This window comes from Niastella vici (genome assembly GCF_002077945.1).
GTDB classification, from domain to species: Bacteria; Bacteroidota; Bacteroidia; order Chitinophagales; family Chitinophagaceae; genus Niastella; species Niastella vici.
The window spans coordinates 343,837-369,854 of sequence record NZ_LVYD01000058.1; the positions used below are offsets into that span (position 1 = coordinate 343,837).

General features: G+C 41.2%; 14 protein-coding genes. 13 read left to right on the forward strand and 1 reads right to left on the reverse strand.

Features of this window, described 5'->3' with window-relative positions; translation table 11 throughout:
- The first annotated feature begins 358 nt into the window (after positions 1–358).
- The 10 genes from A3860_RS25490 to A3860_RS25535 all read left to right on the forward strand — a co-directional run bounded on the left by A3860_RS25490 (position 359) and on the right by A3860_RS25535 (position 20,178).
- A complete protein-coding gene (locus tag A3860_RS25490; protein ID WP_158085354.1) occupies positions 359–3,817 on the forward strand; it encodes a SusC/RagA family TonB-linked outer membrane protein in 3,459 nt (1,152 codons plus the stop codon).
- A 52-nt stretch (positions 3,818–3,869) separates the two neighbouring features.
- Entirely contained in the window at positions 3,870–5,483 is a 1,614-nt protein-coding gene (locus A3860_RS25495; RefSeq protein WP_081151423.1) for a SusD/RagB family nutrient-binding outer membrane lipoprotein, read from the forward strand.
- 46 nt (positions 5,484–5,529) lie between these two features.
- Positions 5,530–6,045, forward strand: coding sequence for a DUF1735 domain-containing protein (locus A3860_RS25500; protein ID WP_081151425.1), 516 nt, complete (start codon positions 5,530–5,532; stop codon positions 6,043–6,045).
- A gap of 110 nt (positions 6,046–6,155) precedes the next feature.
- On the forward strand, positions 6,156–8,972 hold the full coding sequence (locus A3860_RS25505) for a M16 family metallopeptidase (RefSeq protein WP_158085355.1): 2,817 nt from the start codon (positions 6,156–6,158) through the stop codon (positions 8,970–8,972).
- 345 nt (positions 8,973–9,317) lie between these two features.
- Positions 9,318–9,878 carry an RNA polymerase sigma factor gene (locus A3860_RS25510; protein ID WP_143774256.1) on the forward strand — a complete coding sequence of 187 codons (561 nt, stop codon included), beginning with the start codon at positions 9,318–9,320 and terminating at the stop codon, positions 9,876–9,878.
- Positions 9,879–10,047: 169 nt separating this feature from the next.
- Positions 10,048–11,199 (forward strand): FecR family protein, encoded by a 1,152-nt coding sequence (locus A3860_RS25515; RefSeq protein ID WP_081151430.1) that lies wholly within the window; start codon positions 10,048–10,050, stop codon positions 11,197–11,199.
- A gap of 245 nt (positions 11,200–11,444) precedes the next feature.
- Entirely contained in the window at positions 11,445–14,870 is a 3,426-nt protein-coding gene (locus A3860_RS25520) for a SusC/RagA family TonB-linked outer membrane protein (protein WP_158085356.1), read from the forward strand.
- 37 nt (positions 14,871–14,907) lie between these two features.
- Positions 14,908–16,524 carry a SusD/RagB family nutrient-binding outer membrane lipoprotein gene (locus tag A3860_RS25525; RefSeq protein WP_081151435.1) on the forward strand — a complete coding sequence of 539 codons (1,617 nt, stop codon included), beginning with the start codon at positions 14,908–14,910 and terminating at the stop codon, positions 16,522–16,524.
- 46 nt (positions 16,525–16,570) lie between these two features.
- Entirely contained in the window at positions 16,571–17,155 is a 585-nt protein-coding gene (locus tag A3860_RS25530; RefSeq protein WP_143774257.1) for a DUF1735 domain-containing protein, read from the forward strand.
- A gap of 155 nt (positions 17,156–17,310) precedes the next feature.
- Complete coding sequence (locus A3860_RS25535) at positions 17,311–20,178, forward strand: M16 family metallopeptidase (RefSeq protein WP_081151437.1); 2,868 nt, start codon at positions 17,311–17,313, stop codon at positions 20,176–20,178.
- A 44-nt stretch (positions 20,179–20,222) separates the two neighbouring features.
- Here the strand turns inward: A3860_RS25535 and A3860_RS41700 are convergent, their stop codons facing one another.
- Positions 20,223–20,477 (reverse strand): hypothetical protein, encoded by a 255-nt coding sequence (locus tag A3860_RS41700; protein WP_081151439.1) that lies wholly within the window; start codon positions 20,475–20,477, stop codon positions 20,223–20,225.
- 29 nt (positions 20,478–20,506) lie between these two features.
- Between A3860_RS41700 and A3860_RS25545 the strand changes: the two genes are divergently transcribed.
- The 3 genes from A3860_RS25545 to A3860_RS25555 all read left to right on the forward strand — a co-directional run bounded on the left by A3860_RS25545 (position 20,507) and on the right by A3860_RS25555 (position 26,010).
- Positions 20,507–21,103: an RNA polymerase sigma factor gene (locus A3860_RS25545; RefSeq protein ID WP_158085357.1), complete on the forward strand. Its 597-nt coding sequence runs from the start codon at positions 20,507–20,509 to the stop codon at positions 21,101–21,103.
- Positions 21,104–21,161: 58 nt separating this feature from the next.
- Positions 21,162–22,385, forward strand: a complete 1,224-nt coding sequence (locus A3860_RS25550) for a FecR family protein (protein WP_081151442.1) — start codon at positions 21,162–21,164, stop codon at positions 22,383–22,385.
- A gap of 205 nt (positions 22,386–22,590) precedes the next feature.
- Positions 22,591–26,010: a SusC/RagA family TonB-linked outer membrane protein gene (locus A3860_RS25555; protein ID WP_081151444.1), complete on the forward strand. Its 3,420-nt coding sequence runs from the start codon at positions 22,591–22,593 to the stop codon at positions 26,008–26,010.
- Positions 26,011–26,018 lie beyond the last annotated feature (8 nt).

The following is a 26,018-nucleotide window of genomic DNA, read 5'->3' on the forward strand; positions in this document are numbered from 1 at the left end:
AATGAATCGTTACATCAATCTGTGTTGTGATGAGTTATAAAAGGTTTCTCTTGAAGGCTTCGGGAACTGCCATAGTTAAACACATAATGATTTAAAGATAATGTTATCTAAAACAAAAGCCAGAAGTGCTGGAAACACCTCTGGCCGGCGTTTGGGTAACATCGAACAAAATAGTCTTCCAGGACTGCTTATTCAATCACCCAAACTATGCAAAGTTATGCAAAAGGCTCTTTGTGACCTTACATTAAAAAGGCTTCTGTTTCTATTCAAACCTGCCGTTGTCATGTCTTCTGGTTCTCAATCCCGGAATACAGACCAGGAACCCACACGGTGGTTTAACACCAAAATGCTGTTAGTTATGAAACTAACTAATTTTTTTCTCCTTGTAGCTGTTTTAAATGTGTCGGCTAAGGGGTTATCACAGACTATTACTTTCAGTGGTAAAAATGTTCCGCTTCAACAGGTGTTTGTTGAAATTAAAAAGCAAACTGGCTATGGAGTTATTTGCAATGCCGACCTGCTGGATCAAACTTCTCCTGTGTCTATCAGTGTAAAAAAAGCTCCCCTTGAGGATTTTTTGGTAGCTGTTCTTAAAGATCAACATCTGGAATTTTCTATTACCAAAACCACTATCGTAATTAGTAAACCAGCTGTGGCCATAACTGCCGACCGTAACAGGTCCGGAACAGATGCGCCTGCTATTAGGTTGATCGATATTCACGGACAAGTGGTGAATGAAAAAGGGGAACCAATAGAGCGGGCTACGGTAGAGGTTAAAGGAATAGGTAAAGGAACTGTTACAAATGCGAAAGGAGATTTTGTACTTACTAATGTAGAGCCTGATGCCACTCTTATTATCAGTAGTGTAAGTTATGTAACGCAGGAGTTTAAATTGAACGGTAGAACAAATTTTACTATTACGATGGTATTGAATGCCGATAAGTTAAATGAAACGGTGGTAACCGCTTATGGCATTGAAAAAAGAACGAAAGAATTGGGATACTCAGCTATAAAAGTCAGCGGTGCGGAAATAAACCGCACAAATCCCGCTAACCTATTGACAGGGCTAACTGGTAAAGTATCCGGCCTGAGCATCAGTACTACCGGCGCCGGAGTAAACCCGCAAATAAGAGTATTGCTTCGCGGGATTCGCTCGTTTAGTGAAACCACTAATAATCTCCCGCTATTTATTTTAAATGGCTCACCGCTTTCATTCGGGGCCGATCAGCAGGCAGCCAATATCCTGATGGATTTTATCAATAATATAAATCCAAACGATATTGAAAGCGTGAATATCCTGAAAGGAGCCAACGGGGCAGCCTTATACGGACCTGAGGGGGTCAACGGTGTAATTATTATTAATACAAAAAAGGGGAAACTAAATCCGGTGGTCAGTTACGTGCATTCAACCATGCTACAGACACTGGATACAAAATATCCCAAAATACAAAAGCGATTTGGAAGCGGGGCTGCTGTAGATCAATTTGGGCAGGGCATCTATGATCCCAATATAACGCAAAGCTGGGGGCCTGAATTTAATGGGGAAATGGTATCTATCGGCCGCCCTGATGAAAATGGAGAACAGCAAATGGTACCCTATAAATACACAAAGGAGCGATTCAGATTTTATAATGTAGGAATAACCGCTCAGAATAATATTTCCGTTTCGCAGGGCGATAACCGTTCAGACTATTACCTCAGCGCCGGGCATACCTATATAACGGGGTTAAAGCCTGATGACAGAACCAGCCGTGCTTCGCTTTTATTGAATGCAGGCCGGCAATTTGGAAAGATCAGCACCCGGGTGAATATGGGATATACAAAGTCCCACGCCAATTTAGCGGCTACCCTTGGTCTCGAACCTCTTTTTTTCCCGGCACATATTCCCATAACCAGGTATAAAGATTTCAGGAACGATAAATGGTCTGACCATAACCATTATTGGGCGGATGGTGTATCAAATCCTTATGAAGATATCGGTACACAGCGTTTGGTTCAGGACAATAACGCGTTGTTTGGAAATCTTTCCATTATTATGAAACCTGCCAGGTGGCTAACTGTAACCAACCGGATAGGCATGAATTACTACGGCATTGTGGAAAAAATCACAAAAGAGCCAATCCTCTATTCTGATTTTGGAAGGACAAATGGAAGGTCGATAAGTGCCAAAGGCGACATAAGGGCTTCTGTTATAGATGAACATAAAGTGAATCTGACGCTCAACAATGACTTGTTGATAAACACACAGTTTACAATGGGGAAGTTTTCTATAAAATCGACCATAGGCAATTCGGTTCGGGACAACAATTATGAAAATGTCAAGATCGCTGCCCTGTCTTTGCTTGTTCCCATTTATAACCCTTCGTACAATAGTTCTCCGCCCGGTGTCAGCCAGGTAAAAATCCGCGCCCGGTACTATTCTTTTTTTGGAACCAGTACAATTGGTTACAAGGACTGGGCCTTTCTTGAAGTAACCGGGAGACAGGATTGGGATTCAAAGATTGCCACAAGGGCAAGAAATGATAATTATTATTATGGGGTCAACTCGTCAATAGTGCTGGGAGAAGCAATACCGTCCTTATTAAAAAATAAATACCTGTCAGCCATAAGACTAAGGGCATCCGTTAACAGAACGGCCAACATGAATATAATACCATACCAGAACGAATCTTTATTAACACAAACCAATGTTTATCGCGATATTTTGTCTTATCAATTTGATCCAAGAACAATCGCCAACCCGGATATAAAGCCTGAAAATATTATCTCCCAGGAGTATGGAGTCGCCGCTGGTTTTTTGAAAGACCGAATTGGTCTCGACATCACGTACTACCGGCAAAGGAACAACGGCGTAATCGGGACGAGAGCTATTTCTATTTTTTCAGGCGGCGATAATATATTAGATAATATTGGGGATTTCCTGAATCATGGATGGGAATTTGATTTGAAACTGGCCCCCCTGTTCAAATTACCTAATGGCATTGCTGCTAATCTGGAAGGAATGCTTTCAATAAATGATAATAAGGTATTGGCAGTAAATGACCAACAACTGGGCAATGCTAATGGTTCGGGAGGCGGCCCAACATCAGTATCAGTAGGGGACAAACACGTCATTATGGTCGGCGGGCCCGCCTATGCCTTCAGGATGACTGATTGGAAAAAGGATAAGCAGGGAAGGGTGGTCGTTGACAGGGTTACCGGAATGCCATCAGTTGATAATTTCAATCCGAAAATAATAGGCCGGTCACTCCCCAAATATATCGGCTCATTTAACTTTCACCTTACCTGGAAAAATATCGGGTTGCATATGATTGGTGAATATCGTGGCGGATTTGACCATTATTTCAGAAATGCAACTTTATTCGTCATGGGTGGTATTGACGAAATGACAGCACAATATGGTCGCCGGCGTTTTGTATTTCCCAACTCCGCATACGACGACGGTACAGGAAAATATGTTGCCAACACGGATGTGCCCGTTCAATCGGCGCAGGCAGGACTGTATGATCTGTTTTCACAGGTAGAGACAAATTTCCTGGTAAGTGGTGCATTTTGGAAACTGAGGGAAATTTCACTGAGTTACAACTGGAAACTCAAAACAAAACTCATAAAGCAACTTGCCGTGACATTGGCAGGCAGAAACCTCCTGCGATTTTATCCTAAAACAAATCATTGGGGTGATCCCGAATTGGCTACCGGAGCTGGAACGGTAGATAGGGAAGATCAAAAAGCAGCAAGTAATCTTAATGGTCTTTTTTCAGACGGCTCCATTGGGGGTTCCCGCTTTTTGGGGATCAACCTGACTGCCGGCTTTTAGCGGTTAAACGAATGCTTTACAGTACTATAAAAAAGTTCTAATAATAATCAATATGAAAATCATTGCTTACTATATCCGCAGAGTAGTGTGCCCCGGATCTATTTTTATCATGTTCATCTTCACCGGCTGTAAGAAATGGGTAGATGTAAATTACGATCCCAACCTGCTGGCTGAATCAAGTGCTACTCCTGATCTTCTTTTATCACCGGTTTTGGAAAATTCGGCGCCACTACACGGACAATTATTAGACAATTGGATGGGATATACCTGTTCGCCGTTTCCCGTGGGGGGTTATTTTGAACAAACTTATAACCTCACTCCTTCCTTCGGAGCCGGCGAGTTGGCTTCGGCGACGATAAGAACATGCCGGGTTATTGAAAAGAAAAGCATGGCAACCAGTCAAACTTTTTACCTCGGTATTGCGAAACTCATGAGAGCGTTGGCCTTTTCGAATGGTGTTGACCAGCTCAATAACATCCCTTATACGCAATGTGGTGACCCAGTAAATTTTCAATATCCCCAATACGAGGATGCCAAATTAATATATGAAGACCTTATAAGGGTTTTGGACACTGCCATTCATTTTATTAAAAATGCCGATCCTGACAAAAACTTAAATATTTCCAGGGCTGATATCATGTTTCACAGTAATAAAAATAAGTGGATAAAGTTTGCCAATACGTTGAAACTCCGTTTGCTCATTCACCAGGCCAACAGATCAGACAGGACGGGCTATATACAAAACGTAATGGGCGGTATCCAGTCGGAAGGCTCTGGATTTCTTGCTTCCGGCGAGGATGCTGCGGTTAACCCGGGATATAAAGAGACGGATCCAAACCCTTTTTATAATTATTTTGGTTTTCTGCCCAGCGGCCTTTCGGGGCAGGGAAGCGAATCAGGAAGGGCCAATGTAACGGCAATGAATATTCTGAAGTCAAATAACGATCCACGCCTGGGCTTTTTTTATAATAAAATTGAGCAGCCGGTTCCCATAGGCGCTCCGGAGCCATTTGCGCAGCCGCAACCCAGCGACTACCGGGGCAACAAATACGGGTTTCAATTTGATACACGGTTTTTCATGTTCCAGAGCGCCCCGTTTGTTTCAAGAATTGGGGGGCTTACTGTTCACGGACCTGTGACTCCCTCTTCCTCCGGTCTTATCAAGGGATATGATATGGATCAGTGGGTGCTTACCAGCGTGGAAAGCTTGTTCCTGCAGGCCGAAGCCATTTTCAGGGGATGGATACCTGGAGATGCAAAGACTGCTTATCAAAATGCCGTACGGGAGTCATTCCGGTGGCTGAATGTTGGTGGGAACAGGAATGACCTGTCTCTTTCCAACCAGGTATTTACCAACTGGTATAATGCGCAGGATGCGGCCAACAATATAAATGTAAGCTGGGATGATGCACCGGATAAATACAAGCTGTTGATGTTCCAGAAATACATTGCCATGAACGGATTGAATTCGCAGGAAACCTGGACAGACTATCGCAGGAACGGCGGCTATTCATTTATCCCCCTGTCTGATGATCCCGGAAGAATTTCTTCAACACTTCCGGTTAGATTTCCTTATTCTGCAAGTGAGTATAAAATAAATCATGCGAATGTAACAGCACAGGGAGAAATCAATGTGTTTACCAGCAAAATATGGTGGATGCCATAAGATGAAAATAAATTTTGAATAGAAGTAGTCTTAAAATAACAATTTCATGAAAAAAGTTTTTTATCTGTGTTTGATGTTAGCATCAATCATTACAAATACCGGTTGTCTTAAAGATGATCCATATACAGCGTATGCTGATGGAGAACCATTGATCACTGTTCCCAATTCGAATTGGCCAGTCATGCAACAACAGCCGGATGACAGTTTGTTCAGTGCCTCTGCAGCAAAAGATACACTACTGTTATATGTAGAATTTTCCTGGAACAAAACAAAAGACGGGGAGCTTAAAGTTACTTTTCAAAAAGATAGTTCCCTGATCGCTGATTTTAACAGCAAGTGGAGGACAAATTATATCGAATTGCCTGCCGATAAATACCAGGCTCCCAATCTTACGGCCATTATACCTGCCCATTCACGGCGAGCTTCGATACCGATTGTTGTTTTTCCCAATACGATGAACATTTCCAACAACTACATGCTGGCTTACACGGTTGTCGACGCACAGGGAATTGTTATAGCATCCACCTATAAGAGTATGCTATTCCCAATGAAGGCGCAATAGCTCATCATAATAAATGATTTCGCGAAATATTAAAAGCTGTTTCCTGAATGGAATGCAGTTCCCTATTGCATTTTTTGTAGAGAGAAACGATTATGCTAAAAAAAGAAACAATGTTTACAACAGAATTAAATATAAAACGAACAATCTTGCTGTTTTTTCTTTCAGGGTTTGCCTGTGTTGTATTTGCACAAAGCAGCAATGAAAATGCAATACCGCTTGATCCAAAAATAAAAACCGGCAGGTTGTCCAATGGGTTCACCTATTATATTCGCAAGAACATCCACCCTGCCAACCAGGTTGTATTTTACCTGGTTAATAAAGTTGGCTCAATAGTAGAAACGGACAATCAACAGGGGCTTGCCCATTTCATGGAACATATGTGTTTTAACGGCACCAGGCATTTCCCCAAAAATGAATTGGTAGATTATCTCCAGAAGGCAGGGGTAAGGTTTGGCGCCGACCTCAATGCCTCGACAGGCTTTAATGAAACAATCTACCAGTTGCCGGTGCCTGCCGACAAAGAGGTAATAAGAAATGCTATCCAGATACTCAGGGATTGGGCCCGGGATGCCTCCCTGGCGGCAGACGAAATTGATAAGGAAAGAGGCGTTGTAATAGAAGAAAAAAGACAACGGCTGGGATCTTTCCAGCGGGTACAGGAAAAAGTATCACCGGTATTATTGAACCATTCAAGATATGTTACCAGATTGCCGATAGGGACAGACGAAGTGCTTAAAAACTTTGATCATGATACGCTTCGAAAATTTTATTACGATTGGTACCGGCCAAGCTTACAGGCATTGATTGTGGTAGGTGATATAAATGAGAAGGAGATGGAAAAAATGATCATTTCAAAATTCTCAGATCTGCAAAACCCGGTAGGGGCGCCCAATCGTACTGAGTATTCTATCGCACTTACAGGCAATAACCAATACCTGGCTGTTACCGATGAGGAGACGCCTGCAACTAGCATCAGCATATATATGAAACACGCCGCTGGTAAAATGAAAACCCTGGACGACTTTAGGAAACACATGCTACAGTCTTTATTAAATGATATAATAAGCAGCCGCTTTAATGAAATAAGCCAACAGGAACATGCTCCTTTTTATCAAATCGGCGGGGGTATTAACGCTGTTCTTGCCAATGTGAATTCTTTTACGCTGACTGTGCAACCCAAACAGGGAAGGGAGGAGGATGCGTTCAAGGCCCTTTGGATTGAAATGGAAAGAATAAAACGATACGGATTTCTGCCATCTGAGTTGGAAAGAGCTAAAATAAATTTTTTGACCCGCTATGAGGATATAAACAAAACAAAGGATATAACGCATTCGAGGCAATATGTGGAGGAATATGTAAGAAATTTTTTGGAAGGGGAAGCTTCACCAGGCATAAGCTATGAATATGAATTTTATAAGAAAAATATTGCAGCTGTTACGGTGAATGATCTGGCTATGTTATTCAACCAGGTCTTTAAAGAAACAAACAGGGATATAATAATATCGGCGAATGAAAAGGACAAATCTTTGATCCCGGCAGAGGATAAAATATTGCAATGGATGAATGAAGCAACAAAGGAAAACATGACAGCCTATGCAGACAAACCTGCTGCCGATGAATTGATGCCCGTTTTACCCGTACCGGGAAAAATTATCAGTGAAAAAAAACTGTATGGGAAAGCAGGTATTACAGAGATCAAATTAAATAATGGTGTACGGGTTCTTCTTAAATCAACCGATTTCAAAAAAGATGAGATCCAATTTGCTGGAATAAGCCCAGGCGGTACATCACAGGTAGGCGATAGCGATTTTTTATCGATCAGCCTGGCTTCGGCAATTATTTCAGCGAGCGGCGTGGGAAATTTAAGCAGGCAGGCGATAGGAAAAAAAATGGCAGGGAAAAAAGTAATAGTAGCACCTGTTATATCAACTTATTCTGAGGGTGTTAACGGTACTACGGATGCCAAGGACATAGAAACAGCCTTACAACTTGTTTACTTATATTTTACCAGGCCAAGAAAAGATATTGCCAGTTTTGGCCAGTTAAAAGAGCGCATGCTGGCCAGTTATGAGAATACTAAAAATTTGCCGGGGACCATATTTGGCGATACCGTTTCAAATGTATCATCTGGTTATCATATCCGGAACCAGAAGCCTACCCCGGGTCAGATAAATGCGCTGCAACTCGATACTATTATAAAATTATACAAGGAGCGGTTTAGTGATGCGGGCGACTTTACATTTGTTTTTGTAGGAAATTTTGATGTAGAAAAAATTAAACCACTACTGGAGCAATACCTGGGTTCACTGCCATCGGCGGGGCGGGTGGAAAAATTAAAGGATCTGAAGCTGGATATTGCCAGGGGTATTCATTCATGTAAGATTTTTGGAGGGAAAGAACCACAGGCAAGGGTTTTATTGATGCTCAGTGGTGCTTATCATCCGGATGCATTAATCAATTTTGAATTAAATGTATTGGCCGGTGTATTACGATTGCGGCTATTGGAACGGCTTAGGGAGGAAATCGGTGGAATATACAGCCTTGACATTAATCCTGTGTTAAGAAGGATCCCAACCGGGGAATATAATTTCAGTATCAATTTTATCTGTGATCCGGCGAATGTAGAATTATTGATATTGTCTGTTTTCGGGGAGATTGGCAAAATAAAGTCGACAGGGGCGTTGCAGGATGATATTGACAAACTTAAAGCTGCATCGAAACTGCAAAAAGCAAGAGCAATTAAAGAAAATGGTTACTGGTTAAGCCTGATTAGCTCATCCGTTTTACAAGGGACAGAAGAAGAGATTGAAGATGTATATAACGAAAATCTTTGGAAGGAGATAACGACTGAAAGTCTGAAGGAAGTTGCCATACAATTCCTGAATGGGGAAAACTATATGAGGTTTGTTTTATTACCGGAGAGATAAACAATGCCTGACCTGGTTATAGGGATAATTTTTCTGCATAAGCGCATAAACAGGCCGTCTCAGGATATGAGATGGCCTGTTTAAGGCTCACCCATTCTAATTGTCTACGAAACCCGAATAGATGATCGTCATTTTTCTCATGTGCCATTGGTTGCACAAGGGGGTTTGTGTTTACTTACCCCCTTTTTTAATCATAATAAAATGTTCCTATGCGAAGAACTGTTGTTGGAAGTAAGGGCTTTCTCTTATTTTTACTTTCATAACTGAATGCTTACCCTGCCTGTTTTAAATGCCTTTATTATGAATAAAATGTAATTACTTTTGTTGGTAATAAAGCCCACCCATATGCACCAATTAACGGATAAAGCACTACTGATTGCTGATGATGACCAGGAGGCTTTTCGTTTGTTGTACGAAAGATATTGGGACGCATTATATGTAAAAGCTTTGCATCGTACTGGTAATGATGCAGATGCGCAGGATGTTGTACAGGAAGTGTTTATTAGTTTATGGCGTAACAAAAAAAATATACAATCAAAAGATTCTCTTTCAGCCTACCTTTTTACTGCACTTAAATATTGTATCATTAAAAGGGTTTACCGCCAAGCCCAAAAAGGCATTGTAGTTCCCTTATCTGTTGAAGACCTGGAAAAAACAGATTTAACAGCTGAAGAGTTATTGCATTATAAAGAACTACAGTCGGCAATTGCTGCTGAGGTTGCCGGATTGCCTGAAAGAATGCGGGAAGTATACCGGCTTAGCCGGACAGAAAATCTTTCAATAAAGGAAATTGCACAACGACTCAACCTGTCGGAGCAAACTGTAAAAAACACCCTCAGTTCCACCCTCAAACGCCTGAGAGAGAAACTGGCCCGTTACGCCTGCTGGTTGCCTTTCTTTATTTGAGTATAAACCTTAGCCGGTTCCGCGAAATCTTACCCTTCGTTTTATTGAAAACCGCTTTCATAATTTTTTTTATTCCATTAGTACCACTATCTCTTTTTGGGTACTTTATCCTTGATCGGCATGGATACAGGGAATAGCATTTCAGTTAACCTTACCAAACTATACCATTATGAAGTATCGCAAAGCCAGTAAGTTATTATATAAATACTTATATGGTAAACCCACCGATGAAGAAAAGGCAAGGGTTGAAAAATGGTATGCAGCTGCTGATGGAATGCCATCGCATGTTGATCAGGATGCGTTGAACAATATTAAAGAACAGTTATACCAGCGTATACGGGCAGGGTTACAAACAGAAAGCAGCATTGTTCCTTTTTATAAACACTATGTATTCAGAATAGCTGCTGCTGCATCCATTTTACTGCTTATTGGTATAGCTTCCTGGTACCTGATAACAAAAAAGCCGCTTACAAATAAAAAAGACCAGGTAGCTACCCGGTCACAAAAAAATGATGTAATAGCACCTGTTATTAATAAAGCGGTACTTACGCTGGCAAATGGAACAAGGATCGTCCTCGACAGCGCTTCGAAAGGAGTGATGGCTACCGAAGGTAAAGCAACGGTAACAAAATTGAATAACGGTCAGATTGCTTATAAAACGAATGGACATGATGAAATAAGATATAATACCCTTACGGTGCCCAGGGGCAGCAAGCCGGTACAACTGGTATTGGCCGACGGCACCGAAGTGTGGTTGAATGTAGCCTCTTTTATAACTTATCCGGTTTCTTTTACCGGCAGCGAAAGAAAAGTACAGGTTAGTGGTGAAGCCTGGTTTCATGTAGCTAAAAATAAAACAATGCCTTTTAAGGTAGTAGCTAATGGTGTTGAAACGCAGGCACTGGGCACACAGTTTAATATCCAGGCTTACAGCGATGAGCCTGCTATACACACAACACTGCTTGAAGGATCGGTAAAAGTAACAGGGCATAACAATGCAGTTATTATTAAACCCGGCGAGCAAGCCCGGTTACAACAGGATTGCAGCAGTTGTATGCTTAATGTAGCGAATGTCGACACAGACGAAATAATAGCCTGGAAAAATGGCATTTTCCTTTTCGAGAAAGCAGATATCCGGTCCATTATGCGGCAGGTTGCCCGGTGGTACGATGTGGATGTAAAGTTTGAAAACGAAATTTCAACCCGGTTTGGGGGTACCATACCGCGGGATGTGAATGTTTCGAAATTGCTGTCTATGCTGGAAATGACGGGCCACGTGCATTTTAAAATTGAAGGAAGGATTATTACAGTAATACCTTAAATATAAATCGCATGCTATAAAATATCACCTTTTGGTTTACCTAAACAAAAGCCGGTAGTGCTGGTAACACTTCCCGGCCGGTAGTTCAGGTTAACCCCATAATACAATCCGCTTAGACTGCTTATTCGTTAACCTAAACTAAAAACAAATTTATGTTTTTAAAGGCTCTTTTTGTATCAAAACCGGCATCAATCTTCCGCTATGCCAGAGAGAGCGGGGGAGATGCCTCCAAACTCCTGCGGATTATGAAAATAACCGCTATACTGCTATTGGTCACAGCTCTGCAGGTGAGCGCCAACGGGTTTTCGCAATCCATTACGCTTTCTGTGAAGGATGCTTCATTGGAATCTGTTTTTAAGGAAATCCGAAAACAATCCGGGTATAATTTTCTGTTCAGCTATGATGAGCTGGATAAGGCCATGCCTGTTACCATACAGGTAAAAGAAGCGACGCTGGAAGAAGTATTGACAAAATGTTTCACTAACCAGCCGTTAAGTTACAGCATTGTAGATAAAGTGGTAATTGTTAAAAAAAGGGAGGAAGTGGCAGATCATGCAATTTCAAATCGTTCATTATTTATAGATATTAAAGGGATAATCAGTAATGAAAAAGGGGAGCCTGTAATAGCTACTGTTACCATAAAAGGCACAGATATATCTGTAACCAGTAATACCAAAGGTGAGTTTGTATTAAAAGGGGTAAATGAAAATGCCGTTCTGGTAATAACCGGTGTAAATTTAGAAACGCGCGAAATAAAAGTGGATGGAAAAATTAACCTTGAAATCAGTGTAAAAACAAAAGTTAAAGAAGAAAAGGAGGTGATAGTTACAGCATATGGTATTGAAAAAAGTACCAAAGAGTTAGGCTATTCAGCTGTAAAAGTAAGTGGGGAGGACATCAACCGCGCCAATCCCGGTAACTTATTAATGGGGTTGACCGGAAGAGTTTCGGGGTTAAATATTTCCCAGCAAAGTTCTGGTATGAATCCCCAGATGAGAGTGTTGCTGAGAGGCATACGTTCCATTAGTGAGAGCACCAACAATCTTCCCTTATTCATTCTGAATGGTGCTCCTCTTTCTTTTGGCTCTGACCAGGTATCTGCAAGCCTGGTAATGGACTTTGTAAATAATATCAATCCTGTAGACATTGAAGATGTTACCGTATTAAAAGGAGCTAATGGAACAGCATTATATGGTCCGGAAGGTGTGAATGGCGTTATCATCATCACCACTAAAAAAGGCAACAAAGGCTCTCCCTCTATTAATTTCAGGAACCATACTTCTTTTCAGAAATTAGATTTCCGTTACGTGACTTTTCAGACTCAGTTTGGATCAGGTACCGGTGGTGTGGATCAATTTGGAAATGGTGTCTATGACCCGATGGGCTTTAACGGGTGGGGGCCGGCTTATAACGGACAACTGGTGCCCATAGGATTTGAGGATGAAAATGGAGACATACAAAGAGTGCCTTATAGCTACACCAAAGATCGTTTTCATTTTTTTAGTGTGGCAAAGCAAGTTCAAAACAGTCTTTCCATTACTCAGGCAGATAGCAAATCCGATTTTTACCTGGGTTTGAATTATGCCAACCAATCAGGGCTGATACCAAAAGATGTGCAGAACCGGGCAAGTATTCTTCTTAATACAGCCCGGCAGGTAGGGAAGTTGAATGTAAGAACGAATATAGCTTATACCCGTACAAATGGAAATTATGGGGCACCACAATCAACGGTGCTGTCGCTACCAGCTCATATTCGTATTACTCATTATAAAGATTACGTAAATGATCATTGGTCCGATCAGAATCATTATCCTATGAATGGAGAAAATCCCTATGCCAATATTGACAGAGTTAGGGCTAAGACAACAGAGAACGCATTATTTGGTAATCTTACATTCACGGTCAAGCCTAATAATTGGCTCACACTGATAGCACGCCCTGGTATCAATTATTCCGGTTATTACGAAAAAGAAACAGCCGCCCCAATCAATTTTTCTGATTTTGCTAAAATGTTTGGAGGCGGTTTCAGAAGAAAAGACTGGTTGGCATCGGTGAAAGAAAAGATGGTTAGTACTACTGCACTTAATTCGGATTTTCTCGTGTCCACACTCCACAATACCGGCAATTTGTTGATAAGAACCAGCACTGGTGCTACAATCAGGGAAAATTATACCAAATCTATTAGAGCTGCTGCGCTCAGCCTGGCTGCCCCTGTATTTAATCTTGATTTCAATAGTTTACCCCCGGGTGTGGAAGAGAGGGCTGTTCTTTCCCGATTTTATTCTCTTTTTGGTACCGGTACCATTGGTTATAAGGACCGGATATTCCTGGAAATCACTGGAAGAAACGATTGGGATTCAAAACTGGCAAAAATTGCCAGGAACAAGAATTTCTATTATGGCGCAAATACGTCAGTGGTGCTGACAGAAGTGATTCCTTCATTGTCAAAAATAAATTGGTTGACCTCCGCCCGTATAAGAGCCTCAGTAACACGTACAGCCAATATGAATATTGAACCTTACCAGGCGGAAAGATTGTTTACATTAACAGCACCGTTCCCCTACAATAGCTTGTTAAGTTATAATCTTTTGCGCGGAGGTTACCCCAATCCCATGCTCAAACCTGAAAAAATAATCTCCCTGGAATATGGCGGCAATTTCAGTTTATTAAAGGATCGTATCGTTTTCGACGTTGCCTATTATCGTCAGCAGAATAATGGCCTTATTCTCAAGGTAAATAATGGCTGGCTGAGTACGGCACCGACTATTGACAATGCCGGCAAGTTTGCCAACTTCGGTTGGGAATTTGATCTGAAGTTGAATCCTGTATTCAAATTGCCCAATAGTATGAGTTTTACCGCCGAGGGACGTTTTTCTTTCAATAATAACAAAGTGCTGGAGCTATCTCCGGTATATGATGGAAGGCTACAGGCTACGGAAACCGCAGGTATGCCAGGCGCTGCTATGACTGCAAGAACGGGGCATTCCGCGTATGAATATGAAGTATTTGACTGGCTAAGAGATCCTTCGGGACGAGTGATCGTGGACCGGGTAACTGGTATGCCTTCAGTGGATCGCAGTCATCCTGTTGTTACAGGAAGAAGCCTGCCTAAATATACAGCAGCTGTTAATTTTAATTTTTCATGGAAAAAATTTACCCTGACCGCATTAGCGGAATACCGCGGCGGCAATCAGGTTTTTGCCGCCCAGCAGCAGAATATGATAAAAAATGGATTGCATCCGTTAACGACTTTAAACGGACGGCAGCGTTTTGTGTTTCCTAATTCTGTAGTTGATAACGGAAGCGGACATTATACAGAAAATACAGATGTTTTGGTAAGCTCTGCCGGGCAGGAGTTTTATGCCCTTGTTGCGCAAGCCAATATCCATTTTTTGAATAGCGCCGATTTTTGGAAGATCAGGGAGATTGCTATAAGTTATGAGATTCCATTCAAATCAAAATGGGCGAAAAAAGTAGGCTTTAATTTTTATATAAGGGACCCGTTTTCTTTTTATCCGAAATCAAATATCTCCGGTGATCCATTATTGATAAGGGGACCGGGAGACAGACCTTACCAAACTATCCAGAGCAATCTTTCAGGTGCCTATTCTGAAGTTGGCAGGTTACCAGGCACTGTATTGTGTGGATTTATTACCAATATCAGTTTTTAAGGATACTTATTTCTGTTAGAAAATAAAAAGAATTGTCATGAGGAAGATTTATAAATATTTCCGGCTTTCTGTACTGTTCTTTGCTTTTATCATCGTACATGCAGGCTGTAAAAAAGGATGGTTGGATGTAAATTACAATCCAAGGCAGTTGACAGAAAACAATACTACGCCCGACCTGGTGCTGCCGACGGTATTATTGGGATACTCCCAAAATGATATCCGGGTTTTAGAAGCGTGGATGGGCTATTGGTGTATGCCTTATGGATCATCTGGTACAGCGGATCAAACTTATAATGGAATTTTAAATAGCCTTTTTGGTGCGGGGCCTTCTGATGAGGTTTATTATCTCGAGGAAAAAGCGTCGCAAAGCAACCAGACGTTTTATGTTGGGATAGCCAAAATTTTAAAGGCGTTAGCCTGGAGCAGGTGCGTAGATGTCTTTAATAACGTGCCTTATACAGAAGCTTTTGATCGATCCATCAGACGACCGCGGTATGACGATGCGAAATTCATTTATGAAGACCAGATAAGGAACCTGGATTCGGGTATTGTGCTGATCAAAGGGGCGCAGGTAGATAGAAATGTGAATATTACCCACGCTGATATCATGTTTCATGGTAATAAAAATGGGTGGATAAAATTTGCAAACACACTGAAACTCCGGTTGCTGGTACACCAGGCCAACAGGCCAGACAGGGCTGCTTATATCCTGGCAGAGATAGCAAAAATAAAGGCCGAAGGTTCCGGTTTCTTAAATACCGGTGAAGATGCAGCTGTGAATCCCGGCTTTCAAGAGTTAAAGCCAAATCCTTTTTATGGAACTCATTGCAGGTATTACATTTTTCCTAACGTGGACTTAGAGATTGGCGTATATACCTGGGAGATTTCTTCGGCCAATACAACTGCTATGAATTTTCTCAAAGAAAATAATGATCCGCGATTAGGATTTTTTTACAGCCCGACTGTTTTCACCATGCCTCCCGGTAGTCCTGAACCTTTTACTCAGCCGTCACCTGATAATTTCCGTGGCAACCGGTTTGGGTTACCGGTATCGCCATTGCAATATCGTTTCCAGTCATCAAATTTTGTATCACAGGTAGGTGGTGTTACGGCACATGGTCCCAAAACCCCTGCCTCAACAGGTATTATAAAAGGGTATGATATGGATGCCTGGGTAATAACAAGTGTTGAAAGTTTATTTCTGCAGGCCGAAGCTATTCAAAGAGGTTGGTTAGCTGGCAATGCGGAAGAGGCATATAAAAATGCGGTAAAAGAATCTTTTCGCTGGTTGAATGTAGGAGGCAATAGCAACATGCCATCATTATCCGATGCTGTGTTTAATACATGGTATGGCGAACAGGTAACGGTGGGTAATCAAAATGTAAGTTGGAGTGCTGCACCTGATAAGTACAAAGTGCTGATGTTTCAAAAATATTTGGCCTTTAATGGTATTGAACCTTTTGAGATATACACAGATTACCGGCGCAATGGAGCTTATCCCAATATTCCATTATCCTTTGACCCGGGGCGTACTTCAAGAACGATGCCAATACGCATGCCTTACCCTGAAACTGAATATACGGCAAACCGGGATAATGTGAATGCACAGGGGGTGATCAATATTTTTACCAGTAAGATTTGGTGGATGCCATAGCCTGTAATGGGACTTAAATATTTGAATTCTTTAAAAATGTTCAATAATGAAACCAATTTTTTCAATACTGCTATTTGTTAGTATGTGCAGTGGTTGCCTGAAAAATGATATAGTACCGGGTTATTCAGGCATTGAACCCGTTGCAATTATTCCCAATTCAAATTGGCCTGTATCTTCTTTGCCTGCAGAAGATAGTGTATTTGATGCTGCATCATCTTCCGCAAAATTGAATTTATATGCAAAGATTTCATTTCAGGGTCCTCTAAATACAGATTTGAAAATAACTTTCCGGATAGATACCGCATTGGTAACCGAATATAATAATACATGGGCTAATAGCGGCGGGCCCGGTGGGCCTGGCGGACCCAGGCCAGGTGGTCCTGGTGGACCTGGTGGCCCCGGCGGTGGCAGTCAACTTTATGTTTTATTGCCTGATAGTGCTTACCAGCATCCCAACCTGCAACTTACCATACCTGCGGGATCACAAGAGGCTGTTTTACCCATTACAGTATATCCTGACAAAATGAGTAGTACACAAAATTATATGCTCGCCTATACTATTACGAACGCTGAAGGATGCACCGTTGCATCTAATTTTAAAACCATGATCTATGCGTTGAAGGTGCAATAACTTTTACTGTGTGTAAATTTAAAAACTGGGGGATGTGGTTTGTTTATGCATTCTGCTTATGTTGGAAAAACTACAGCCATGTATGGTTGAGTTTTCATAAGTGACCAGTAGCCCGAATGGAACTGGTTGAGTTTAAAAGTTAAAATTAAAATTAAATGTTCAAGAACAGTTTACTGATAACTGTTAGAAAAATAGCAGTCATCTTCATTGTTGAATTAATTACCCCGTGTTTATTTGCCCAACCGGGATCTGGTAAAATAGAACTTACAGGCGGTAAGGGACAAGTGAATAGCGGAACCCTTATTCCGCCTGATCCCAATGTAAAAATAGGCAGGTTGCCGAATGGGTTCACCTATTATATCCGTAAAAATATCCAACCTGCCAACCGGGCTGTTTTTTACCTGGTTAATAAAGTGGGCTCTGTATTGGAAACGGATGATCAGCGTGGGCTTGCTCACTTTTTAGAACATATGGCTTTTAACGGAACAAAACATTTTCCTCAAAATGAACTGATCAATTACCTTGAAAAATCAGGCGTGCGGTTTGGTGCTGATATTAATGCCTCCACCGGTTTTGATGAAACGATCTATAAGTTGCCTGTACCTGTAGAAAATAAAGAAGTGCTCAGGAACACCATTCAGATCCTCCGGGATTGGGCGCAGGATGTAACTTTGGATGATAAGGAAATAGACAAGGAACGGGGGGTAGTACTGGAAGAAAAACGGCAACGTCTCGGCGCTTCCCAGCGAATACAGGAAAAAACATTTCCGGTGATAGGAAATGATTCCCGGTATGTTAATCGGTTACCTATTGGGACAGAAGATGTGCTTAAAAATTTCAATCATGAATTACTGCGGAAGTTTTACATCAGCTGGTACCGGCCCAACTTGCAGGCTTTAATTGTTACTGGTGATATCGATGTAAAGGAAATAGAGAAAATGATTGTTGCCAAATTTTCCGACCTGAAAAATCCATCTTCTGCTCCTGAACGTACAGAATACACGGTTCCTTTGTTGAATAAAAACCAGTTCCTTTCGGTAACAGATGCTGAAACTCCTGCAACCAGCATTAATATTTCCATAAAGCACCAGGCAGCTGAAATGAAAACGGAAGCTGATCTCAGGGAATCTATGTTGCGTTTCCTCTTCAACGGGATTTTAAATGCCCGCTTTACTGAACTTGCCCGTCTGGAAAATGCACCATTTCAGACTATAAATTGTAATCTCAGTGGTTTAATAGGTAACCTGGAAGCATTAAACTTCAGCGTGCAGCCAAAGCCGGGCGAAATGGAGAAGGCATTCAAAGCACTATGGATTGAAGCAGAAAGGATAAAAAGGTTTGGTTTTTTGCCCTCAGAGCTCGAAATCGCCAAAATAAATTTTTTGAGCCGGTACGAATCCTTATATAAGGAAAGAGACAAACTCACATCCGAGCAATATGTAAATCAATATGTGCAGCATTTCCTGAAGGGAACGGCTATTCCCACAATTGAATATATGTATGATTTTTATAAAAAGAATATTGGTGCTATTACCGTCAATGATCTAAGTAATCTGTTTATTAGGTGCTTTAAAGATACCAATAGAGATATACTCATTACAGCCAATGACAAAGATAAAGCATCTATTCCTGCGGAGGATTTGCTGCTTCAATGGATGCGCGAAGTGGAGAAAGATACTATGACTGCTTATGTAGATAAACCCGTTGGTAATACATTAATGATTACACAACCGGTACCCGGCAAAATAACAAGTGAAAAAAAGGCATATGGGAAAACAGGCATTACAGAAATCTTGTTGAGTAATGGAATTCGGGTGCTGCTGAAACCAACTGATTTTAGAAACGACGAGATCCTTTGGATAGGAACCAGCCCCGGAGGTTCTTCACTGGTAAGCGACAGCGACTTTCATGCTATTAGCCTGGCTTCATCGGTTATAGCCGGTAGTGGCGTGGGCAGTTTTAACACACTGGCTTTACAAAGAATGCTGGCAGGGAAAAAAATGAATGTCACGCCGGGCATCGGGCCATATACGGAAGGCGTTAACGGAAGCGCCAGTCCAAAGGACCTGGAAACAGCTTTACAACTCCAGTATTTATACTTTACCAATCCCGGAAGGGACCCGGTTAGTTTTAATTTACTCAAAGAACAGTTAAAGGCCGGTTATGAAAATTCCAGGAATTTACCAGATAATGTGTTTTCTGATACCATTACGAGTGTAAGTTCAGGATATCATTTTCGCAGTCAAAGAGTGACGCCGGCAGAAATTGATAACATTCAACTGGATAAGGTAATGGCGCTTTATAAAGATAGATTTGGCGATGCCGGCGATTTTACATTTGTGTTTGTTGGCAATTTTAAAGTGGAAGAAATAAAGCCGCTGCTTGAAAAATACCTTGGTTCATTACCTTCCAGGGGTCGCATTGAAAAAGCAAAGGATATAAAACAGGATATTCCCCAGGGAACACAGTCCCGGAAAGTATTTAAAGGCAAAGAGCCACAGGCTAAAGTAGTATTGATGCTGAGTGGAAAATATACCCCTGATGCTGTAACCAACTTCAAGTTAAATGTGCTGACCAATATATTGCGGCTTCGACTGATACAACGACTCAGGGAAGATATAGGTGGAATCTATAGCGTCAACATAAATGCTTCTTTAAGAAGTGTGCCAACCGGGGAATATGCTTTCGATATAAGTTTTATCTGCGATCCCAAAAATGTAGAGTTGCTAATACTCACTACTTTTTCCGAGATCAACAAGATAAAACTTGAAGGCCCTTTACAAGATGACATTGATAAAATAAAAGCTCAGGCTAAAGTAGTAAGGCCTCGTTCACTCAGGACCAACGAATATTGGTTGTCTGTTATCAATGGGGCAGTGCAGCATGGAACAGAAGAGCTGCTCGAAGATATATTTAGTGATAAACAATGGAAAGAAATTACTACTGAAAGCCTGAAGGACGCAGCAATGAAATACCTGCGGGGTGAAAACTATATGCGATTTGTATTATTGCCGGAGCAATAAAGATGGATTCTTCTTCGGAATGTTTTTTAAAAGATCTGGTAAAATTACACTGAGTAGCATATTCTCTCTTGTGACCGTTCGATTAGAGAAGCAATCCTGAAAAGGGTTGCTTCATTTTTTTCTGATGCGATAGCTGGTTGAATTTTTAGTTCTATGCACATGTAAGACACATTGATTACAAAGCCTGCACGTTTATTTTGTTCTGCCTGCTTCTTTATCCATAATAACCCTTTATTGCCCTTCTTCATTTCTGTGTATGCCTGAAACATTTGATAACTTGCATTAACAATTTCATACATTTATGATTTCAAATTAAGATAAATGTTTGGTGGCAATAACCTCTAACCATAATGATATAGAATTATTTGAAGGTATCGCCGCTGGGGATGAAGGAGCTTTTTACCAGTTCTATAACCGGTACCGACCCCAATTGCGCAGTTTTGCTCTCAGCTTTACCCGCTCAGGGACCGACGCCGATGATATACTGCAGGAAACTTTTATGCGGATTTGGCTTAGCCGCGATACCATCAGTAAAGTAGAGAATCCCCGTGCCTGGGTATTTACTGTCAATGCCCGCGTTTGCCTCGATTATATACGCCGACAAGTCAATCAACGAAAAAAAATCGATCAGATACCTCAAATAGAGAATGCTGCTTTACCAACACCCTTTGATCTTGTTCATCTGAATGAGATCCATCACATTGTCCAAAAAACTATAAAACAAATGCCCCCTAAGCGGCGTCGTATCTTCAGAATGAGTCGCGACGAAGGAAAAAAGCCGGCAGAAATCGCCGAAAGCCTTGGTCTTTCGGGAGGTACGGTACGCAATGTGCTGGCAGTAGCTCTTAAGGAAATCCGGGATGGATTAGCGGCTGCCGGATACACCCTGTTAACCCTTCCTTACCTTATTTATATTTTTTTTTAAAAAAAGCTGCATGTAGAGTATTACGTTTTACTGTTTGCTGCTTCTTTATTAATAGACTATGGAACAACAACGTTTTATCTATTTGTTTGAGCGCTACAAACAAGGTATTCTCACTTCTGAAGAGCAAAATGAGTTCTTTATGGCAGTAGAGAATACCAACGATGCTGCTGTGCTGCAAGCCATAGCAACCATGGCAGATGCAAGCGCAGGTTATCCGGTGTTCGAAGAAAAATCACTTACTGATGCTGCTTTTAACCGGATCATTAATATAGATAAAACCCTGGCGGAAGAGGCTACTGATAATAAAAACAAAAAACCTTTGGTGCGTCTGCTGATCAATAGCAGGTGGTGGGTTGCCGCTGCTTCTGTTTTGCTAATACTGGCTGTTGTTGCTTACCTCTGGTCTGCGAAAAACGCTCAACCCGGTAAAACGGTAGTAAACAGTAACCAGCAATTAAGCAATGATGCATTGGCTGGTCATAATGGTGCTGTACTTACTCTCGGAAATGGCGAACAGGTAATGCTCGATAGCCTGGGTAATGGGGTAATAACCAAACAGGGAAAAACAACAGTTTTGAACCGCAATGGCCAACTGGTATATGATGCTACTGCAGTTAAAGGTGATGTTTTATTTAATACAATGACTACCCCGAAGGGAAGGCAATATCAATTGCAACTGCCAGACGGTTCAAAAGTATGGCTGAATGCAGCAAGCTCTATTACTTATCCAACTGCTTTTACCGGAAAAGAAAGAAGCGTCATACTGACTGGTGAAGCTTATTTTGAAGTGGCTAAAGATAAAAGCAAACCTTTCCGGGTTAATGTAAATAATCAATCCCAGGTAGAAGTGTTGGGTACTCATTTCAATATAAATAGCTATGGTGATGATGGTAAAATCAAAACAACGCTTCTGGAAGGAAGCGTAAAAGTGATAAGCTACGAAGGTAAGGTAGTAATTAAACCCGGACAGCAGGCCCAGGTGTCTTCAGCACCGCAACCTGGAAATAAAAAAGGTATTGCTGTGAATACAAATGTTGATCTTGAAATGGTGATGGCCTGGAAAAATGGTTCTTTTCAGTTTGACCGAACACCTCTTTCACAGGTTCTCAACCAGCTATCGCGATGGTATGATGTACAGGTTGTTTATGAACATGGGGTACCCGATATACGGCTGAGTGGTGAAATGAAACGGGATCTGAGACTGGCACAAGTGCTCAAAGGGTTTGGTAAGATTGGTGTCAACTTCAGAATAGAAGGGAAGAAATTAATAGTGTTACTATAAATAATCACATTTATGGTTAAGGAAATATCGAAAAAGTTGAATCAGATGGATTGAGATAATCAAAAATCAGCAGCAATGCTGTTACAATAAAGCTACTTAAACAAAAAGCCGGGAATGATTCGAGCATCCCCGGCAGGCGTTTGGGTAGCCTTTTAAAACATGTCGCCTATGACTGCTTTTCCATTCACCCAAACAATGCAAAGTTATGCAAATTGCTCTTTGTAACCGCCACTTTTCCCAATCCGCCTTTGTCGGACTATCTTACCAGGTTACAGCTGTTGTTTCGTTTTCTGATCAACAACTCAATACCGGCAACCGAAGGAAGATGGGGGCACCGTCAGGAAGGCTGCGGTTTCTGACCAAAACTCTTCTGATCATGAAACTAATAATGATCCTCCTTACGGCAGCAGCCCTCCATTTATCTGCTAAAGGACTGTCTCAAACCATCACTTTCAACGGTAAGGATGTACCGCTTGATGAGGTGTTTAAAGCGATTAAAAAGCAAACCGGTTATACCGTTATTTACAATTCTGATCAGTTTGGGAATACCCCGCCGCTTAGTGTGAACGCCATCAATACACCATTGCGGGATTTTCTGCAAACCGTGCTGCTGAAACTGCCGTTTGAATATTCAATTGAGAATACCACCATTTTCATTTCCAGAAAAAAAGCATCAAACAATAAACCGGCTGTTGTGATTTCTTCTGAACAACCCCGCTCTTTAATTGATGTTACGGGCCGGGTATTAAATGAAAATGGTGAATCTGTTGCAGGCGCCAATATTGCGATAAAGGGTTCCACAATTTCAGCAAATGCAAAAAACGATGGGTCTTTTCAACTTAATGGCGTAGACGAAAATGCAACCCTTGTAATAACCGGGATAAATATTGAAACTTTTGAAATTAAAGTGAATGGGCGTACTGATATAGGAGTCGTTCGGGCAAAAATAAAGTTTACTACACAGGATGAAGTAACAATAAACGCAGGTTATTATACTACTACGGCAAAGCTCAATACAGGATCAATAAATAAAATAACAGGAAATGACATAGAACGCCAGCCGGTGGCTAACCCAATTCTTGCATTGCAGGGGTTAGCGCCCGGATTACTCATCAGGGAAAGGAACGGATTGCCAGGGGCTATGGTTGATGTTCAGATAAGAGGGCAGAATTCACTTTTACAAGGTAATCAGCCTTTATACATTATTGATGGAGTGCCTTATGGCTTAGGTGGTCTGTATGGTTCTTCCTCAATTACAAGCATAACAACCCAGGGAATAACAAGTCCTTTTATAAACCTCAATGCCGCCGATATTAAAAGTATTGAAGTTTTGAAAGACGCTGATGCAACTGCTGTCTATGGTTCAAGAGGCGCAAATGGAGTGATTTTAATTACTACTAAAAGGGCAAAAGGCAACGGTCTGAATTTCTCAGCCAATGTGAGCCGTGGGCAGGCCCGTGCAAGCCGGTTGCTGCATTTTATGAATACAGAGCAATACCTTGAAATGCGCAGAGAAGCATTTAACAATGATGGCAGAGCAATCAACCTGATAAATGCCCCAGATCTGTTGATTTGGGATACAATCAGGTATACAGATTGGCAGAAAAAATTTCAAGGTGGCACTGCAATCCAGAATGATATTCAATTAGGCCTGGATGGAGGTAATGTGCAAACCAGCTTTCGACTCAACGCCGGCTATCATGACGAAACAACCGTTTTGCCTGGCGATTTTTCAAATAAACGGATCTCGGTAAGCCTGGGTGTCTCTCATAAATCTGTCAATCAAAAATTCAATACTACTATTACAACATATTATAACTCCGATAATTTAGGGTTACCACAATTTGATATAGGATCGTTACTGTATTTACTGCCACCAAATCATCCGGATTTGTTGGATTCCTCCGGAAAATTAATCTGGAAATATGGAGCTTACAATATTAGTATTAATCCATTCTCCTATTTATTTCAAAAACGGAAAGGCGCATTTGAAAATCTTGTAAGTAACGCAACTTTCTCTTATATGATCTGGCCGGGTCTTACGGCAAAATTGAGCATGGGCTACAACCGCATTCAAAGTGATGAAATAACAACACATCCGATATCATCTCAAAATCCCGCTGCCAATCCGTATAATTATTCGGATTTCAGCACAACACTTTCCAAAAACTGGATATCTGAGCCACAACTTGAATTTTCAAGAAAAATAGGCAATGGAAGAATAACTGCATTGGTGGGTGCAAGCTGGCAGGAAGTGATAACTACTGTCAGTAGAATTCAGGCGGGCTATTATCCAACTGAAGATTTAATGGAAACTATTGCAGCAGCGGGCTCAATACTTTTATCAGGGGCAGATGATACCAAATATCGATATCAGGCTGCATTTGGAAGAATAAATTATAATTGGAAAGATAAATACCTGTTGAATATTACAGGTAGGAGGGATGGGTCTTCTCGTTTTGGACCGGGAAAGCAGTATGCAAACTTTATGGCTGCAGGTTCTGCCTGGATTTTTTCGGAAGAAAAGTTTATTAACAAAGCGTTGCCTTGGGTTAATTTAGGCAAACTGCGTTTTAGCTACGGCATTACCGGGAATGACCAGATTGGAAACTATAGTTACTTGAATACATGGGACCTGTCTGCCAGGAGTTATCAGGGTGTTGTGGGGGTTGTTCCGGTTACTCCTTTTAATCCTGATTATGCCTGGGAGGAAGTACGGAAACTGGAATTGGGTTTAGATCTTAATATATTGAGTAACCGGATTCAATTAACTGTTGACTATTTCAATAACCTTAGCAGGAAGCAGCTGATCTCTTATACGCTACCTCAGCAAACAGGTTTTTCATTCGTTAAAAAGAATATTGATGCTCGCATTCAAAACAGTGGAGTTGAAGCTGTTATAAACGTTGCTATTTTAAGAAATAAGAAATATTCCTGGAATACAAGCATAAATTTTACGCGTGCTATTAATAAGCTACTCGCGTTTCCCGACCTTGAAAATTCCACCTATAGAGATAACTATGTAATAGGAAAGTCTCTAAGTATATTTAAACTGTATGATTATCAGGGGGTGGATCCTCAAACAGGGGTTATAACTTATAATGGTACCAATTCTCTTACCGACCGCACAGTGTTGCTAAACCCCGATCCTGCATTTTATGGGGGTATTAAATCTGTGTTTCAATATAAGAATTTTAGCTTCACCGTGCTTTTTAATTATGCAAAGCAAAAAGGTCCCAATTACCTGCAAACTGCACCCACACCGGGAGGCATGTATAATCAGCCAGTGCAGGTACTCGAACGCTGGCAAAAAGCAGGCGATATAGCGAAATTTCAAAAATACACAACTACTTCTTCAGCTGCAGGTATGGCATGGTCATCTTATTTTTCTAAATCTAGCGGTAGTTATAGTGATGCAACTTATCTGCGCCTGAATAATGCGTCATTTTCATATGCTTTCAATCAAAAATGGTTAAATAATATCAAAGTAAAAGAGATCACATTGTTTGTACAGGGGCAGAACCTGTTTATCATCTCAAAATATATTGGTGATCCCGAGGTTAAATCAGCCATTGCTACGCCAACACTTAAAAGATTTGTTTCAGGTATTCGTGTTAATTTATAATGCTTAAA

Excerpts from the sequence above, each read along its gene's own strand:
- A3860_RS25490 (WP_158085354.1), top strand. The coding sequence starts at position 359 with ATGAAACTAACTAATTTTTTTCTCCTTGTAGCTGTTTTAAATGTGTCG.
- A3860_RS25495 (WP_081151423.1), top strand. The coding sequence starts at position 3,870 with ATGAAAATCATTGCTTACTATATCCGCAGAGTAGTGTGCCCCGGATCT.
- A3860_RS25500 (WP_081151425.1), top strand. The coding sequence starts at position 5,530 with ATGAAAAAAGTTTTTTATCTGTGTTTGATGTTAGCATCAATCATTACA.
- A3860_RS25505 (WP_158085355.1), top strand. The coding sequence starts at position 6,156 with ATGTTTACAACAGAATTAAATATAAAACGAACAATCTTGCTGTTTTTT.
- A3860_RS25510 (WP_143774256.1), top strand. The coding sequence starts at position 9,318 with ATGCACCAATTAACGGATAAAGCACTACTGATTGCTGATGATGACCAG.
- A3860_RS25515 (WP_081151430.1), top strand. The coding sequence starts at position 10,048 with ATGAAGTATCGCAAAGCCAGTAAGTTATTATATAAATACTTATATGGT.
- A3860_RS25520 (WP_158085356.1), top strand. The coding sequence starts at position 11,445 with ATGAAAATAACCGCTATACTGCTATTGGTCACAGCTCTGCAGGTGAGC.
- A3860_RS25525 (WP_081151435.1), top strand. The coding sequence starts at position 14,908 with ATGAGGAAGATTTATAAATATTTCCGGCTTTCTGTACTGTTCTTTGCT.
- A3860_RS25530 (WP_143774257.1), top strand. The coding sequence starts at position 16,571 with ATGAAACCAATTTTTTCAATACTGCTATTTGTTAGTATGTGCAGTGGT.
- A3860_RS25535 (WP_081151437.1), top strand. The coding sequence starts at position 17,311 with ATGTTCAAGAACAGTTTACTGATAACTGTTAGAAAAATAGCAGTCATC.
- A3860_RS41700 (WP_081151439.1), bottom strand. The coding sequence starts at position 20,477 with ATGTATGAAATTGTTAATGCAAGTTATCAAATGTTTCAGGCATACACA.
- A3860_RS25550 (WP_081151442.1), top strand. The coding sequence starts at position 21,162 with ATGGAACAACAACGTTTTATCTATTTGTTTGAGCGCTACAAACAAGGT.
- A3860_RS25555 (WP_081151444.1), top strand. The coding sequence starts at position 22,591 with ATGCAAATTGCTCTTTGTAACCGCCACTTTTCCCAATCCGCCTTTGTC.